14 protein-coding genes and 2 pseudogenes are annotated in these 13,622 nt (G+C 68.5%); 6 read left to right on the top strand and 10 right to left on the bottom strand.

What is annotated here, in order from left to right; genetic code table 11:
- Positions 1–330: 330 nt before the first annotated feature.
- The gene (locus ACZ6TD_RS01850; RefSeq protein WP_471349420.1) at positions 331–987 is read right to left on the bottom strand and encodes a response regulator; all 657 of its coding nucleotides are present in this window, start codon (positions 985–987) and stop codon (positions 331–333) included.
- Positions 984–2,135 carry a sensor histidine kinase gene (locus ACZ6TD_RS01855; protein WP_471349423.1) on the bottom strand — a complete coding sequence of 384 codons (1,152 nt, stop codon included), beginning with the start codon at positions 2,133–2,135 and terminating at the stop codon, positions 984–986. The genes ACZ6TD_RS01850 and ACZ6TD_RS01855 overlap by 4 nt, the downstream gene beginning before the upstream one ends.
- A gap of 298 nt (positions 2,136–2,433) precedes the next feature.
- Between ACZ6TD_RS01855 and ACZ6TD_RS01860 the strand changes: the two genes are divergently transcribed.
- Positions 2,434–3,021, top strand: coding sequence for a peptidase inhibitor family I36 protein (locus ACZ6TD_RS01860; protein ID WP_471349426.1), 588 nt, complete (start codon positions 2,434–2,436; stop codon positions 3,019–3,021).
- Positions 3,022–3,223: 202 nt separating this feature from the next.
- On the opposite strand, the gene ACZ6TD_RS01865 is transcribed toward ACZ6TD_RS01860, so the two are convergent.
- From ACZ6TD_RS01865 to ACZ6TD_RS01880, 4 genes and pseudogenes are all read right to left on the bottom strand, one after another.
- Entirely contained in the window at positions 3,224–3,556 is a 333-nt protein-coding gene (locus tag ACZ6TD_RS01865; protein ID WP_471349430.1) for a histone-like nucleoid-structuring protein Lsr2, read from the bottom strand.
- A 352-nt stretch (positions 3,557–3,908) separates the two neighbouring features.
- Positions 3,909–4,442 (bottom strand): DUF1648 domain-containing protein, encoded by a 534-nt coding sequence (locus ACZ6TD_RS01870; protein ID WP_471349433.1) that lies wholly within the window; start codon positions 4,440–4,442, stop codon positions 3,909–3,911.
- A gap of 104 nt (positions 4,443–4,546) precedes the next feature.
- A pseudogene (locus tag ACZ6TD_RS01875) lies at positions 4,547–4,633 on the bottom strand (ATPase); the annotation flags it as partial.
- A 93-nt stretch (positions 4,634–4,726) separates the two neighbouring features.
- Entirely contained in the window at positions 4,727–4,894 is a 168-nt protein-coding gene (locus ACZ6TD_RS01880) for a hypothetical protein (protein WP_471349436.1), read from the bottom strand.
- Between the two features lie 47 nt (positions 4,895–4,941).
- Between ACZ6TD_RS01880 and ACZ6TD_RS01885 the strand changes: the two genes are divergently transcribed.
- Positions 4,942–5,526 carry a DinB family protein gene (locus ACZ6TD_RS01885; RefSeq protein ID WP_471349439.1) on the top strand — a complete coding sequence of 195 codons (585 nt, stop codon included), beginning with the start codon at positions 4,942–4,944 and terminating at the stop codon, positions 5,524–5,526.
- Here ACZ6TD_RS01885 and ACZ6TD_RS01890 read toward each other — a convergent pair.
- Positions 5,516–5,812 (bottom strand): hypothetical protein, encoded by a 297-nt coding sequence (locus ACZ6TD_RS01890; protein ID WP_471349442.1) that lies wholly within the window; start codon positions 5,810–5,812, stop codon positions 5,516–5,518. The two genes, ACZ6TD_RS01885 and ACZ6TD_RS01890, sit on opposite strands and share 11 nt — an antisense overlap.
- Positions 5,813–5,983: 171 nt before the next feature.
- Complete coding sequence (locus tag ACZ6TD_RS01895; protein WP_471349445.1) at positions 5,984–6,574, bottom strand: TetR/AcrR family transcriptional regulator; 591 nt, start codon at positions 6,572–6,574, stop codon at positions 5,984–5,986.
- Between the two features lie 87 nt (positions 6,575–6,661).
- On the opposite strand from ACZ6TD_RS01895, the gene ACZ6TD_RS01900 reads away from it, so the two are divergent.
- Both ACZ6TD_RS01900 and ACZ6TD_RS01905 read left to right on the top strand, forming a co-directional pair.
- A complete protein-coding gene (locus ACZ6TD_RS01900; RefSeq protein ID WP_471349448.1) occupies positions 6,662–7,885 on the top strand; it encodes an MFS transporter in 1,224 nt (407 codons plus the stop codon).
- 47 nt (positions 7,886–7,932) lie between these two features.
- Entirely contained in the window at positions 7,933–8,865 is a 933-nt protein-coding gene (locus ACZ6TD_RS01905; protein WP_471349451.1) for an alpha/beta fold hydrolase, read from the top strand.
- An 815-nt stretch (positions 8,866–9,680) separates the two neighbouring features.
- Here the strand turns inward: ACZ6TD_RS01905 and ACZ6TD_RS01910 are convergent.
- Positions 9,681–10,732 (bottom strand): annotated as a pseudogene (locus tag ACZ6TD_RS01910) (fatty acid desaturase family protein).
- Between the two features lie 335 nt (positions 10,733–11,067).
- Positions 11,068–11,478 carry a winged helix-turn-helix transcriptional regulator gene (locus tag ACZ6TD_RS01915; RefSeq protein ID WP_471349454.1) on the bottom strand — a complete coding sequence of 137 codons (411 nt, stop codon included), beginning with the start codon at positions 11,476–11,478 and terminating at the stop codon, positions 11,068–11,070.
- Positions 11,479–11,596: 118 nt separating this feature from the next.
- Here ACZ6TD_RS01915 and ACZ6TD_RS01920 point away from each other — a divergent pair, with 118 nt between their 5' ends.
- Together ACZ6TD_RS01920 and ACZ6TD_RS01925 are read left to right on the top strand one after the other, a co-directional pair.
- Positions 11,597–12,451 carry an SDR family oxidoreductase gene (locus tag ACZ6TD_RS01920; protein ID WP_471349456.1) on the top strand — a complete coding sequence of 285 codons (855 nt, stop codon included), beginning with the start codon at positions 11,597–11,599 and terminating at the stop codon, positions 12,449–12,451.
- 78 nt (positions 12,452–12,529) lie between these two features.
- Positions 12,530–13,516, top strand: a complete 987-nt coding sequence (locus ACZ6TD_RS01925; RefSeq protein ID WP_471349458.1) for an SMP-30/gluconolactonase/LRE family protein — start codon at positions 12,530–12,532, stop codon at positions 13,514–13,516.
- Positions 13,517–13,622 lie beyond the last annotated feature (106 nt).

Below are 13,622 nucleotides of genomic sequence, written 5' to 3' on the forward strand. Positions count from 1 at the left end.
CATTGTTCGCGCCGCCCGCGGTGATCCGGCAGCGCAGCTACCGCAGCGTGCGGACGTTGACGGCGCCTCCGAGGGCACAGGGGGCGAGAACATCGCACTCGGCGACCGCCGCGGTCGCGGGGTCGATGACGCGCGCTCCAACGGTTTGGGCGGCATCGGCTCGTCGAGCGTCGGTGTCGGACACCAGCAGCTCCGTCGGACTCCGCCGCCAGAAGACGAGCGAGCGCGGCACCCACGTTGCCCGCGCCTTGTACGCACACCCGCACGCCCCGCAGGCCCCACAGGCCCCCGTCCGCCACCGGTGGCGCGCAGACACGCCCGTATCCCCAGCTATCCGCCGGGGGTCACGAGTCCCGATTCGTACGCAACCACTACCGCTTGTGCCCGGCTGTCCAGATCCAGCTTGGTCATCGTGCGGTTGAGGTGTGTCTTGACGGTTGCCTCGCTGATGTAGAGGCGGTCCGCGATCTCCAGGTTGGACAGGCCGCGTGCGATCAGTTCGAGGACCTCGAGCTCACGGGAGGTCAACGCGTCCAGGTCCGCGGACTGTTCGCTGGGGTGGTGCCGGGCGTACGCCTCCACGAGGCGGCGGGTGACGCTGGGCGCGAAGAGCGCGTCACCACCGCCGACCGCGGCCACCGCGGCGAGCAGCCGTTCCGGGCCGGAGTCCTTGAGCAGAAACCCGGAGGCTCCGGCGCGCAGCGCCCCGTACACGTACTCATCGAGGTCGAAGGTGGTCAGCACCAGGATCCGAGGCGGGGGATCGGCAGCCTGGGCGAGGATGCGTTCGGTAGCCTCTATGCCGTTCATGCCGGGCATCCGGATGTCCATCAGGATCACGTCGGGAACGGTCTCGGCGGCCATCACCACGGCCTCCGCTCCATCGCTCGCCTCGCCGGCCACCTCCATGCCGGGTGCGGCGCGCAGCAGTCCCACCAGCCCCGCCCGGATGAGGAACTGGTCGTCGACGACGAGCACTGTGGTCATGGGGTGGCGTCGTCCTCCTGGACGGCGGTTCGCGCGGAGGTCGGCAGGGTCAGCCGCACGGCGAAGCCGCCTTGGTCCTGTGGGCCGATGCTGATCTGCCCGCCGTAGAGCTTGGCCCGCTCGCGCATGCCGAGCAAGCCATGCCCGCCGTCCGTCCGTATTCTGTCCGGAATCACCCCCTCTCCGTCGTCCGTAACCGAAACCGTCATCTGGTGCGGTTGGTACCTCAGCCGAATCTCCGCGCTTGCGCCGGGCGCATGTTTGAGAACGTTGGTGAGCGCCTCCTGCACGATCCGGTAGGCACACAATTCGACCCCGGGGGCGAGCGGGCGCGGTGTGCCCTCGACGGTCAGGGTGACCGGGATCCCGCCGGCGCGGACGCGTTCGGCCATCTCCCCCAGGCGGGCCAGCCCCGGCATCGGCCGGGCCAACGCATCCTCGTCGGCGGCGCGCAGCACCATGAGCATGCGCCGCAGCTCCTCGAGGGCCTCCTTTCCGGTGGCATCGATGGTGTCGAGCGCGGTACGCGCGGTCTGGCGGTCGGTGTCGAAGACAAACCGAGCGAGACCGGTCTGCACGGAGATCACGGACATGTGATGGGCGACCACGTCGTGCAGTTCGCGGGCGATCCGGCCGCGTTCCTCGGCCACCTCGCGCCGGGCGCGCTCGGCCTGTTCCCGGCGCAGCTTTCGGGTCAGTTCCGCCGAGCGGCGGGCGAGAACGCCGAATCGCCACAACACCGCGGGATAGACCACGGCCTGCCCGATGACAGACGGCCAGCCGTCGGTGTGGCTCACCGCACCCGCATAAACCCAGACCCCACCCATCAGAGTCGCGCACGGCACGGAGGTCCGCACAGAGCGCAGGGAAGCGACCGTGTAGACGGCGAGCATGGGACCGAAGCTGCACACCACGGCCCAGTAGCCGGCGGTGATGTACACCAGCCAGGTCGTGTGCACGAGGCAGCAGACCACGGCGGGGGCCCAGCTGCGGAGCACGAGCGGCAGGTGGACCAGGACCACCAGCGCATAGGCGGTCGTATCGAGCGGGTTCTGCCCCTGGCGCGCTGCTTCCGGTCCCAGCAGCACGGCCACACCAGTCAACGCCGCAGCGAGCAGCGCGTCGACTGCGAGGGGGCGGATCCGCATCGCAGCAGCGTAGAGCCGGTGCCGACGGATGGGCATCAAACCTCCGCGGTACTACGGAAGTTGCAGGAACCGGGAGGCTACTACCGCGCCGGTCTGCACGGGAGTTCAACCGTGCATGGGACGCGCACCACATGCGGCAGACCGTACGTTCGGGGATCACTTGGGTGCCGTACCGCCACCGGCACTGTGCCGGAAGACCCCATCACGTCGGGAAAGGATCTGGCACCGATCACCAGTTGCGACGCTCAGCGCGGACAGCACCGTGCGGGGTGTCTGCACCCCAGACCGGAGGAGACCAATGAGGATCGCACGCTTCACCACCACCATGGCTGCCATCGCCCTCGTCCTGGCTGGCACAACGGCAACCGTCACTCAGGCCGCGGCCAGCTCGTCAGCCAAGGACTTCAGTGCGCAGGCCCGCGCCGCCAAGTTGACCGCCCAGGAGATCCGCGCCTTACAAGCCCGCGTCGACGACGAGCTGGCCAGCGAAGGGGGCGTGCAGACTGCCGCCAACGAGATCACACGCCCAAACGGCACCGAGTTGCTGCTCGTGCTGCCCGGCGAGACCTATGCCCGCGACCTGGACGCACCCGCCACGCAGAACGTCGGCGCCCTGGCGGCGCCTTCGTCATGCGGTTCCTACACCTTCTGCGCCTATAAGGGCACGAACTTCACCGGCGATGTCCTGAGGCAGAAGCGGTGTAACGACGCGGACATCATTTACATCAACTGGTTCGGCAACGGTTCCTGGAGCAACAACCAGTCCTCGGGGACCGTAGCCCGCATGTACGGCAGCGCCAACAACGTCATCTACAAGACGCCCGGCGCCTATTCCGAAGACCGCGTCGGCGACTGGAGCCGGGTCTTCCACGTCGACGCCTGCTGACACTTGCGCCTGTGGGCCGCCTCGACGATGCGTCGAGGCGGCCCACAGGCGCAGTGCAGCCCGATGGAGGACGGCCCGACGCGCCGGCACCCGCCGTGAGGTGTGGCGCTGGTGTGGTCCGGCTACCCGACCACTGACCTCTCGCGACGAAGGCTGAGCGTTCTCACCGAAGATGGATGCGCCGGGGGCGATCGTTCGTGGGTCAGCGGGAGGCGTCGAACGCGTCTCGGATTTCCTTGGGGACGCGACCGCGGTCGTTCACCTCATAGCCGTTCTCCCGAGCCCACGCACGAACCTCTTCCGCACTCGGACCGTCCGCAGCGCCCCTACGCACCCGACCCGCCTCCTTCATCCGGCCCATCTTCCGGCCTTTCTCGATGAACGGCCGGAGCGCCGCATCCAGTTTGTCGTAGCTCTCCGGGGTAAGGTCGATTTCGTAGTGCACGCCGTTCAGAGAAAACCTGTGCGTGCTGACCTCGTCCGATTCAGCACCGGTGAGGTCGTCCGAGTAGACGGTCACAATCTTCTGAGCCATGGCCGGATGCTACCCAGTCGCTCCGGGAATAGTAGGCAGAGGATCCGGCCTGGTGGTCGCGATGGATCATGAGGCGGCGCCGGTCCCGGGCAGGCTGGCGCATCCGGGTCCTCTCCGCGCGGGTGGAGGTGGGCGCAAGGGCCGCATCAAGGAGCGCGCCCTGGACCCGGACCTCTCCGCGCGGGTGGAGGTCAGCCGGCGGAGAACACGGAGACCGACATCCCGCCCGTCACTCAGCCTTAAGCGATCCTGGTCGTGAACCGGTCCATCCAGAGTTTCTTTCCGCCCGGACACCACCTTCCGTCCTAACTACCCGCCACCCAACCCCATGGGGATGGCTGAATGAACGGGCTCACCGCTTCCGGTCGCTCACGGCCGCAGCGATCGTCACCGCAGTGCCGGCGAGGAGCGGCAGGGGCATCGCCGCGAGGAGCCATGCGGGCACGTTCGGGTCCGGCGTGGAACTCCAGAGCATTCCGCAGCCCGCGAGGAAGGAAATACCGATGCAGGTGTTGAGCAGCAACAAGGCGCGTGCGATCCGGCGTGCCGAGACCCGGCTGCCGGGCCTGTTGAGCAGGGATGATGTCGCCCGTGCGGCAGCGAACGGTGCGGCGTTGGCGTTCGATAACTCATCGCGCGGTGTCAGCCGCAGCGTCAGCTCCGCACAGCCGGCCATCAACACCGTCACTCCCGCATACACGAAGACCAGCACGAACGCGCTGCCGATCGACCTGTCCGTCCAGGCGTCCACTCCATCGACCCCTATGTGCTTCGGTATCCGCCCCGGTAGGTGTGGGTAGCGGAGCGCGCCCCAAGTCGACAGCACGACGAGCAGGAAAGCATTGGGGAGCAGCCAAAGCCGGACAGAGGAAGAAAAGAGCACCATAAGACCGATCATCTGACGAGAGCTTGCGGTTGGAAAGGGCTCACTGCACGGTGACGGCCTGCCGCCCGGAGAGCGGCAGGCCGTCGAGCAAGAGCCTGGAGAGGTCAGCCGACCTTGGCCGGTTCCTCGGCTCGGGCTCGTGTGCTGGCGAGGCGGTAGGAGTCGGTTCCGGTTTCGATGATGGTGCCGTTGCCCGCCTCACGGAGCTCGGCGGTGATCCCGGCCGTTCGATCTCCCGCAGCTTCATGCCGCCCCGGTGGTCACGCCGGATCGCGGCGTACAGCTCAACCTTCGACATCTGCGGCATGGCCAGGGCCTTTAACCGGGAGCACCCTGATGTTGCCCTGGCAAGCACCCCGGTGCTGCCAAAGCTCGTGAATCGCGAGCTTCTTGTAGCAGGTCAGGGTGGCGGCCATGGCCTGGCCTCGGCTCTGCCAGTCGTTGCGGACCACGTACGGGATCTTGAGACCACGAGCAGCCCATGGCAGGCTCATGCCGCATGATCGATGAATTCGCGAAAGACAACCTGCACGGGAGACTGCGGCGGGACCGCAAGGCGCTGCTCTGGAAACTCGACGGCTTGTCCGAATACGACGCCCGCCGACCTTTGACAGCGACCGGGACCAACCTGCTCGGCCTGGTCAAACACGTGGCCACCGTCGAGGCCAGGTACTTCGGCGAGGTCTTCGACCGCCCTTCCCCGGAACCGCTGCCCCGGTGGCAGGACTACAACGGCAGCGATCTGTGGGCGACCGAGGACGAGACCCGCGATCAGATCATCGGGTTCTACCGGCGCACGTGGGAACACTCGGACGCGACGATCAACGAGCTTCCCCTCGACGCCCCCGGCCACGTGCCGTGGTGGCCGGAGCCTTGTCCCAACACGAACCTGTTCGCCATCATGGTCCATGTCCTCGGCGAGTCCATCCGGCATGCCGGGCACGCCGATATCCTGCGCGAGGGCCTCGACGGCCGGACCGGGGTGCGCGCCGAAAACGAGAAGCCGATCGACGAGGAAGCCCGTGCAGCCTACTGCGCGAAGATCGAGCAGGCCGCCAGGTCGGCCGCACCAATCAAGGCTTAGAGGTTGTCTCACGTGACGTGATGTTCGTGCGGCATGATGCCGGTCGTGGGTGCTGATCTATCGAAGCGTCTGGTTCCTGATGAACTCTGGGAGCTGACCGCCCCATTGCTGCCGTCGTTCGCTGCTCGTCCGCAAGGTGGTGGGACCGCTCCGTGTGACGGGGAACGAACCCGGTCTGCGCCGGATTGCGCTCCTCGACCTCGACCTCGATGCCCACCTTCTCCAGCAGCGTGATGCCGACGGCGTTCTCGTGCACCGTCGCGGCCGCGACGACCATCGAGATCACCAGCCCAGGACGTCAACGGCCAGGCCGCGCTTGCGGCCCGGTACCTTTTTGCCGCATCGCGCCTCGTCGTCTGCGCGGGCACCCCGGCCGCGGCGTGCACGCTCTTGGTATCGAGCACCACCGGCGGGTTCCGCTCAGGCAGACGGCGAAGTCCGCTTTGCCGGACACATCTCAGTCGCTCGCGCCGAGAGTCTGCGCAAGTGCGTCGAGGGTCACGTCGACGATGGCGCGCAGCTGCTCCGTGCTCGTTCCGGCTCTGCTCATGACGGCGAGGGACTGGTTCACGGCCGCAAGATGGGTCGCGAAGGACTCGGCCGCCTCGTCGTGCAGTCGGCCGGCCTTCAGCGCGGCGCGTAGCCGGGTGTGCTGGAAGCCGATCGCCTCCCGTGCACGCTCCGCGACGCTCGCGCTCAGCACTGGGGTCGCCATGACAGTTTGGGCCACCAGGCATCCGTCGGGCAGACCGGGGTCCGCGATGCGTTCCAGGGTGATGTCGAAGAACGCCCGCGCGGCTGCCAGGGGCCGGTCGGCGGCGCAGGACAACGCGGCGTCGTACTTGTCTCCGTAACGCGTGGTGTAGCGCTCCAGACAGCGCATGAAGAGCGTGTCCTTGTCACCGAGGGAGGAGTAGATGGAGCTGCGGTTGAGTCCGGTCGCCCGGGACAGGTCGTCCACCGACGTGTTCGCGTAGCCGGCCCGCCAGAACTGGATCATCGCGGCGTCGAGCGCCGTGGCGATGTCGAACTGCTTCTTGCCTGCCATGCCGCACCTCCCTCCTGCTCTGCCTTCTTAGTGGTGACCATCATCTCATCATGAACTAATCAGTTCAAGATGGGTTAGGGTGAAGGCATGATCATGGCCGGATACCCCGCAGACCTCACAGCGCAGCGACACGCGCACCGCGTGCTCGCGGTCGGCGCCATCGTGTTCGTCTACACCGTTGTCATGGCGGGCGGAACGCTGACGATCCCGCTGTACGTGCTGTGGGCCTCGCAATTCGGCTTCGGACCGCTCACCACCGTTGTCGTGTTCATCGCCTACGTCGTCGGAGTCGTCGGCACCCTACTCGTGGCCGGTTCCCTGTCCGACGCCATTGGCCGCCGTCCCGTTCTCGCGCTGTCGCTCGCCCTCACGGCGCTGAGCACTCTGGGATTTGCGCTGGCAGACGGCCTCACGGTCCTGCTGATCTCGCGTGTGCTGAGCGGCGTGGCGACCGGGCTCATCACCGCGACGGCAACGTCGGCGATCGCGGAACTCGTGCGTGGGCGCAGAACGGCGGCCGTGCTGAGCACCGCGGCCAACGTCGGCGGCCTGAGTCTCGGCGTCGTCGCCGCGGGCGTCCTGGCACAATGCGTCACGGCACCGACTCACACCGTGTTCTGGTGCTACCTGGCGACGTGCGCCGTCGCCGGCGTCTTCTGGCTGGTCATCCCCGAGACCGCAGAGGAGACCGCAGACCGAACGGCGTGCCGGCAGCCTCGTATCCGCCGCCCGGTCTTTCCCGACGGAGCGAGCCGGGTGCGGTCGTTCGTCGCCAGCGGCGTGCTCGTCGCGGCCGCCTCGGGCGTCAACGGGTTCTTCTCCTCGCTGGCTCCTGCGTTCCTGCGCGACGACCTGGGCGTGTCGAACTTCGCCGTCATCGGCGTGGGCGTCGGCACGCTGTTCATCAGCGCGCTGCTGGCGCAGATCGTCACGCCTGCGGCCCTTTTGCGACGCGACATCGGGACGGCCCTCCTGGCGGTGGGAATGATCGTCATTGAGGCCGCACTGTGGACCCACTCCGCGCCGCTTTTCATCGTCGGCACTGTCTTCGCCGGCGCGGCAGTCGGAACGCTGTTCCGACACGGTCTGAGCGTTACCGACGCACTGTGCGATCCCGGCAATCGAGCCGAACTCAATGCAACCTACTTCTTGTTCCTCTACTCCGGGCTCGTCGTCCCGGTCCTACTGCTCGGTATCGCCGATCAGGCCGTCGGGACACGGGCCTCCAGCACCATGCTCGCCGCTCTCGTCGTGTCCACCGCGCTCGTGGGCCTCGCCCTCGGCCGACGCACCGAATCAACCAACACCTGACACCTTCAGCAAACCGTCAACACACCTCACACCAGTGGAGGAGAACCATGAATGACCCCGCAAGCACCCCCCGCGACTCCGGCAACCCGGTCCGCGACCTGCCGCTGCCCGACCTGGCCGGTTTCACCCACCGTTGGGTCGACGCGGGCGGCGTCCGGCTTCACGCGGTTGAAGGCGGTCAGCCGGACGGTCCAGCCGTCGTGCTGCTCGCCGGGTTCCCGCAGACCTGGTGGGCATGGCGCAAGGTGATGCCGAACCTGGCCGACCGATTCCACGTCATCGCGATTGACCTGCCGGGCCAGGGCCACTCCGAACGCCCGGACATCAGCTACGACACGCACACGGTCGCTGCGCACGTCCACGCCGCGGTCAAGGCGCTCGGAGTCTCGACATACTGGCTGGTCGCCCACGACATTGGCGCGTGGGTCGCCTTTTCCCTCGCCTTGAAGTACCAGAGCCAGTTGCGTGGGTTGGCACTGCTCGACGCCGGCATCCCGGGCATCACACTCCCTGACGCCATTCCGACCAACCCCGAGCAGGCGTGGAAGACCTGGCACTTCGCCTTCCACCTCGTGCCCGACCTGCCCGAGACACTGCTCGCCGGCCGCGAACGGGAGTACGTCGGCTGGTTCCTGAAGGTCAAGACCCTCTCCTCCGGCACCTTCGACGACGCCGAAATTGAGCAATACGCCGCGTCCGTGGCCGCCGACGGCGGCCTCCGCGCATCCCTGGCCTACTACCGGGACGCCGCCGAGTCGGCGCAGAAGAACCACGAAGCGCTGGAACAACAGCGCCTGAGGGTCCCGGTTCTCGGGATCTCCAGCAGCCACGGCTCCATCCCCGACATGGCAGCTTCCATCAGGCCGTGGGCCGACCACGCCACCGGGATCGTCGTGCCGGACGCCGGACACTTCATCCCCGATGAGCAGCCCGATGCCGTCGCTGCCGCGCTGACCGACTTCATCACCGAAGACGATTGAGACTGAGCGGAAGCAAGTGTGAGGACCGGCACCCGCACCCCTAACCGACTCAGCTGTCCGGCATCGCAGTACTGCGACTCCGCCTGGTCCGCTCTGCGGGTGAGAAGCGTCGCCGAACTCGTCGCGCAAGGCGCTCCAACCCCAGGGCCCCGGTGTTTGCCCGGCTCGTCCCAGCTTGTTGGTTGACGTCGGTGGTGGGCCCTGGGAGCAGGCGAACACGGCCCCTGTAGATCATGGAGTTCTCCACCCTTCAAGATCCGCGAAGGTGGCCGTTTTCGTTCCGCTCCCCATCCCCCATCGCTGCTCCGGTTCACCCGCGCCCACGGCGGGGTGTCGGCCGTAGCGAACACCGCCATGATCTGCTGAACTCGTCCAGCAGCGCGGTCAGCTCCGCGATGCGCTCTCGGGCCGCCCCGGCATGGCGGCCACCGTCCTGTCCAACAGCGCGACATTTGCCGCATCCCGCCCGCTGGTGACCGCGGGCACCCCGGCGGCGGCGTGCCGGCTCTGCGTGTCGAGCACCACCAGGCTGGCGTCGGCCGTCCGCCCCCTGGATGTCGTAGGTGCCCTGGTGGCCGCTGACGGAGCGATGCCGGGCCTTCCAGGCGATGATCACGGGCTCGATCAGGGCCCAGCGCTCGTCGGATAAGTCGCTCTTGTAGGGCTGGCGCTCACTCACGGAGACACTCCAGCACGGCCAGGCTCCTGGCCCAGCCCTGTACCGGAAGTCGCGTACCGGGTGGATCAGCCACCGCACGGCGAGGCTGGCAGGCGTTAACCCGGACCGGCCCCGTGGGCCGCAGCCGATGGCACTCTCATTCGGGCCGTGCCGCAGCGCCGACCGTGTGCATGTGCCGCAGCCCTTGCCGGTACGAGTCGAGCAGCCCGGTCTCGGCGTACAACAGCCCGAGGCTGCGGCAGTGTTCTTGGACCAGAGGCTGTACGAGCCTGAGGTGGGGCCTGGGCATGTTCGGGAAGAGGTGGTGCTCGATCTGGTAGTTCAGCCCGCCGAGGAGCCAGTCCGTGACCGGCCCGCCCCGGACGTTCCGCGAGGTCAGGACCTGCCGGCGCAGATGGCCCCAGCGCTCGCCCGCCGGGTCCGGCATGTCCATGCCCTTGTGGTTGGGTGCGAAGGCCATTCCCAGGTGGAGCCCGAAGAGCGCCTGATGGAGAGTTGCGAACGCGACGGCCTTGCCCACCGGCAGGCACGTGAGCAGCAGGGCACCGTACCCGGCCGCGTGCAGCGCCAGCAGCGCGCCCTCGATGGCCCGCTCGCGCGCTGGCTGCCGCCGCAGGTCCTGGACACTGCTCACCTTCAGGGCGATGCCTTCGAGCAGCAGCATCGGGAAGAACAGCCATGCCTGGTGGCGGGTGACCCAGCGGGCGAACCCGCGGCGGACAGCGGCCTGCTCCGCGGTCCACACCAGTGCGCCGGCGCCGACGTCCGGGTCCTTCTCGATGTGGTTGGGGTTGGCGTGGTGCCGGTTGTGCTTGTCGTTCCACCACGCGTAACTCATGCCCAGGAGCAGATTGCCGTGGAGGAGTCCGATGGCGCGGTTCGCCCGGCGGCCGACGGCGATCTGGGCGTGCCCGGCGTCGTGGCCGACGTAGGCGGTGCGGGCCGACAGGATGGCGAGCGGCACGGCGAGCAGCAGCGTCCACCAGGTGTCCCCGGCCAGGACGAACCCGGTCACCACGGCAGCCAGGGCGAGGAGGTTCACGGTGATCATCCGCGCGTACCAGCCCCTGCGACGCTCCAGCAGCCCCCGTCCCCTGACCTTCCGCAGCAAGGGAGGAACTCACTCCCCCGCTGCGCGGTGGCGCCGATGGGCGCGGTGGACACAGACAGCGCGGTGGTCTGAGACATAAAAGACTCCGGTCCTGAAAGCGGTCAGCAACGCTCTGACCTGCTTAAACGTACGGACCGGGGGTCATGCGGCGCCATGGCGTCAACACCCCGGCCGTACGGGGGCCAGCCCCAGGACGCCCAAGGGGGTCAGCGACACCTCCGCCCCGGCCTCCAGATGACCACCACACCGGAGCACCCGAGACGCGCATGACCGAGACGCTCAAGCTGAACATCCGGGACGGGCGGCCGGACGGGCGACTTCGGCAAGCTGCACGTCCGGCATCGCAACGGCAGTCGCGGGCGGGGGCTGAAGGGCCGACTGGTGCCGACCATCGGCACAGACCGTTGCGGCACTAACGTTTTCCAGCGCGGTCGTCGTACTCCTCGCGGGCGGCGAGGACTTCCTCGATGTGCCGCACCGACCACTCCGTGAGCGCCTTCAGGGGGCCTCGCAGCGTCTGGCCGAGCGGCGTCAACTCGTACTCCACGCGGATCGGCACCTCCGGGTACACCGTCCGCAGGAGCAACCCGTCGCGTTCGAGCGTGCGCAGCGTCTGGGTGAGCATCTTCTCGCTTACCCCCGCGAGCCGCTGCCGCAGCTGGGTGAACCGGCACGCCCCGTTCCTGCCGAGCTCGCCCAGCACGAGCACCGCCCACTTGCTGCCGATCTGGTCGAGCACGTCACGCGAAGGGCAGCCACGCGAGTACGGGTCCCATGAGGGTGTGGGCTCGGTCACTTCCTCGGCGGTCGCCACAAACGTCACCTCGATACTTTCGTCGGGGTGGCCACCTTACCTGGAAGTGGCCCCTTACCAAAAGAGAGTGACCAGGTCATTGTGGGGTTCGCGCCGCGGGAGGTCCGCGGCAGGAAGGGGCGACCCCATGTCGATCGTTGTCACCGCAGCCTCCGGACACCTGGGCAGGCTCACCGTCGAAGCGCTGCTGGCCCGCGGAGTGCCGGCCTCCGACATCGTCGCGACCAGCCGTGACGTCACCAGGATCGAGGACTTCGCCGACCGCGGTGTCGTGGTGCGCCGGGCCGACTTCGCGGAGCCGGACAGCCTCCCCGCAGCCTTCGAGGGCGCGGACAAGCTCCTGCTGATATCCACTACGACCGTGGACGAGCGCGTCGCCAACCACCGCCGCGCCATCGACGCAGCGGTGGTGGCGGGCGCGTCGCTGGTCGCGTACACGAGCATGCTGCACGCGGACACGTCCGCCACGGCGCTCTCCCTCACCCACCGCGCCACGGAGGAGTACCTGCGGGAGCGCGTCCCCAGCGTGATGCTGCGCAACGGCTGGTACCTGGAGAACTACACCGCCCAGCTCCCGCAGGTGCTGCGAGGCGGAGCCATCGTCGGGGCGGCCGGCCAGGGAAGGATCAGCGCCGCGACCCGCGCCGACTACGCCGACGCCGCCGCGGTCGTGCTGACCACCGGCGGTCACGCCGGCAAGGTGTACGAACTGGGTGGAGACGAGGCGTTCACCCTGACCGAGCTGGCCGCGGCGATCTCGGCCGCCACCGGGAAGCAGATCGAGTACACCGACCTCCCGGCCGACGGGTTCGCCCGGGTGCTGGCCGACGCCGACGTGCCCGCCGAACTGGCGCACGTCCTCGTCGACGCAGACCTCGGCATGGGCCGCGGCGAGCTGTTCACCGACTCCGGCGACCTGCGGCGCCTGATCGGACGGCCGACCGCGACCCCTGCCGAAGCGATCGCCGCCGCACTCGGCTGACCGACCGAGGCCCCGCCTTCCCGACCCGTCCAACCCCCATCCCTCCCGGTCACGTCGCCCGGGGAAAGGTCCGTCACGATGTCCACCCGCACCACCGCGCATGCCACTTGGCGGCGCGTCCTCGTCACCCTCACCGCGACGTCCGCCACGCTGGCGTCCCTCGCGCTTCCGGCCACCGCCGCACCGGCCCACGGCCGCAAGGGCGGCGCCTACGCGATCATGGTCGACGGCAGCCGCGCCTTCCCCGAGAGCGTCACGGCCGACCGCCACCACGTCTACACCGCCAGCATCGCCGACGGCACCGTCTATCGCGGGCACCCCGGGTCGAGGACCCTCGAACCCTTCCTGCCGGGCGGCCGGGACGGCCGCACCCAGGCCACCGGGGTCAAAACCACCGGCAACCGCCTGCTGGTCGCCGGCGCCTCCACGGGACGCTTCTTCGTCTACACGAACGCCGGGAGGCTCGTGTCCTCCTACGCCGTCCCCGACACCGGCGAGCCGACACTCGTCAACGACGCGACCGTCACCCCCGGCGGGGACGTCTACGTCACCGACTCCCTCCGCGCCGTCGTCTACCGGATTCCGGCCGCCGAGGTGAACTCCCCCGCCACCGGAACCCACAGGACCCTCCAGGTGGCCTACCACCTGCCGGACTACGTGACCGGCCAGTCCAACGGCAACGGCATCGTCACCACCCCCGACGGCAAGTCGCTGATCATCAGCTACTGGTACAGCGGCGCGCTGTACCGGCTCACCCTCGCCACCGGCGAGATCCGCAAGATCGCCGCACCGGCCCTGCCCAGCGCCGACGGGATCACGCGGCAAGGGAACACCCTGTACATCGCCCGTTCCGTGAACAACGAGGTCGACACCGTGCGGCTGTCCGGCGACGCCACCCGGGCCACCGTCGTCTCCACCCGCGCCTACCCCGGGGCCGACACCACCACCGGCGTCGCCGTGAGCCGGGACCGGCTGCTGGTGACCAACTCCCAGATGGACACCTACCTTTACGGCGATCCGCAGACCAGCCCGGTCTTCACCCTCGAAAGCCTGTCGCTACGCTGACCCCGCACGCCTCGTCGGTGACCACGAGCTCCTTTGACTCGGCGCGCCGGCGGTAGCCGGCCCCTGACCCTTGACACACAACATGAGGAAGCAGGCCCTTGCCCAT

It is taken from the genome of Streptomyces yongxingensis (genome assembly GCF_055597465.1).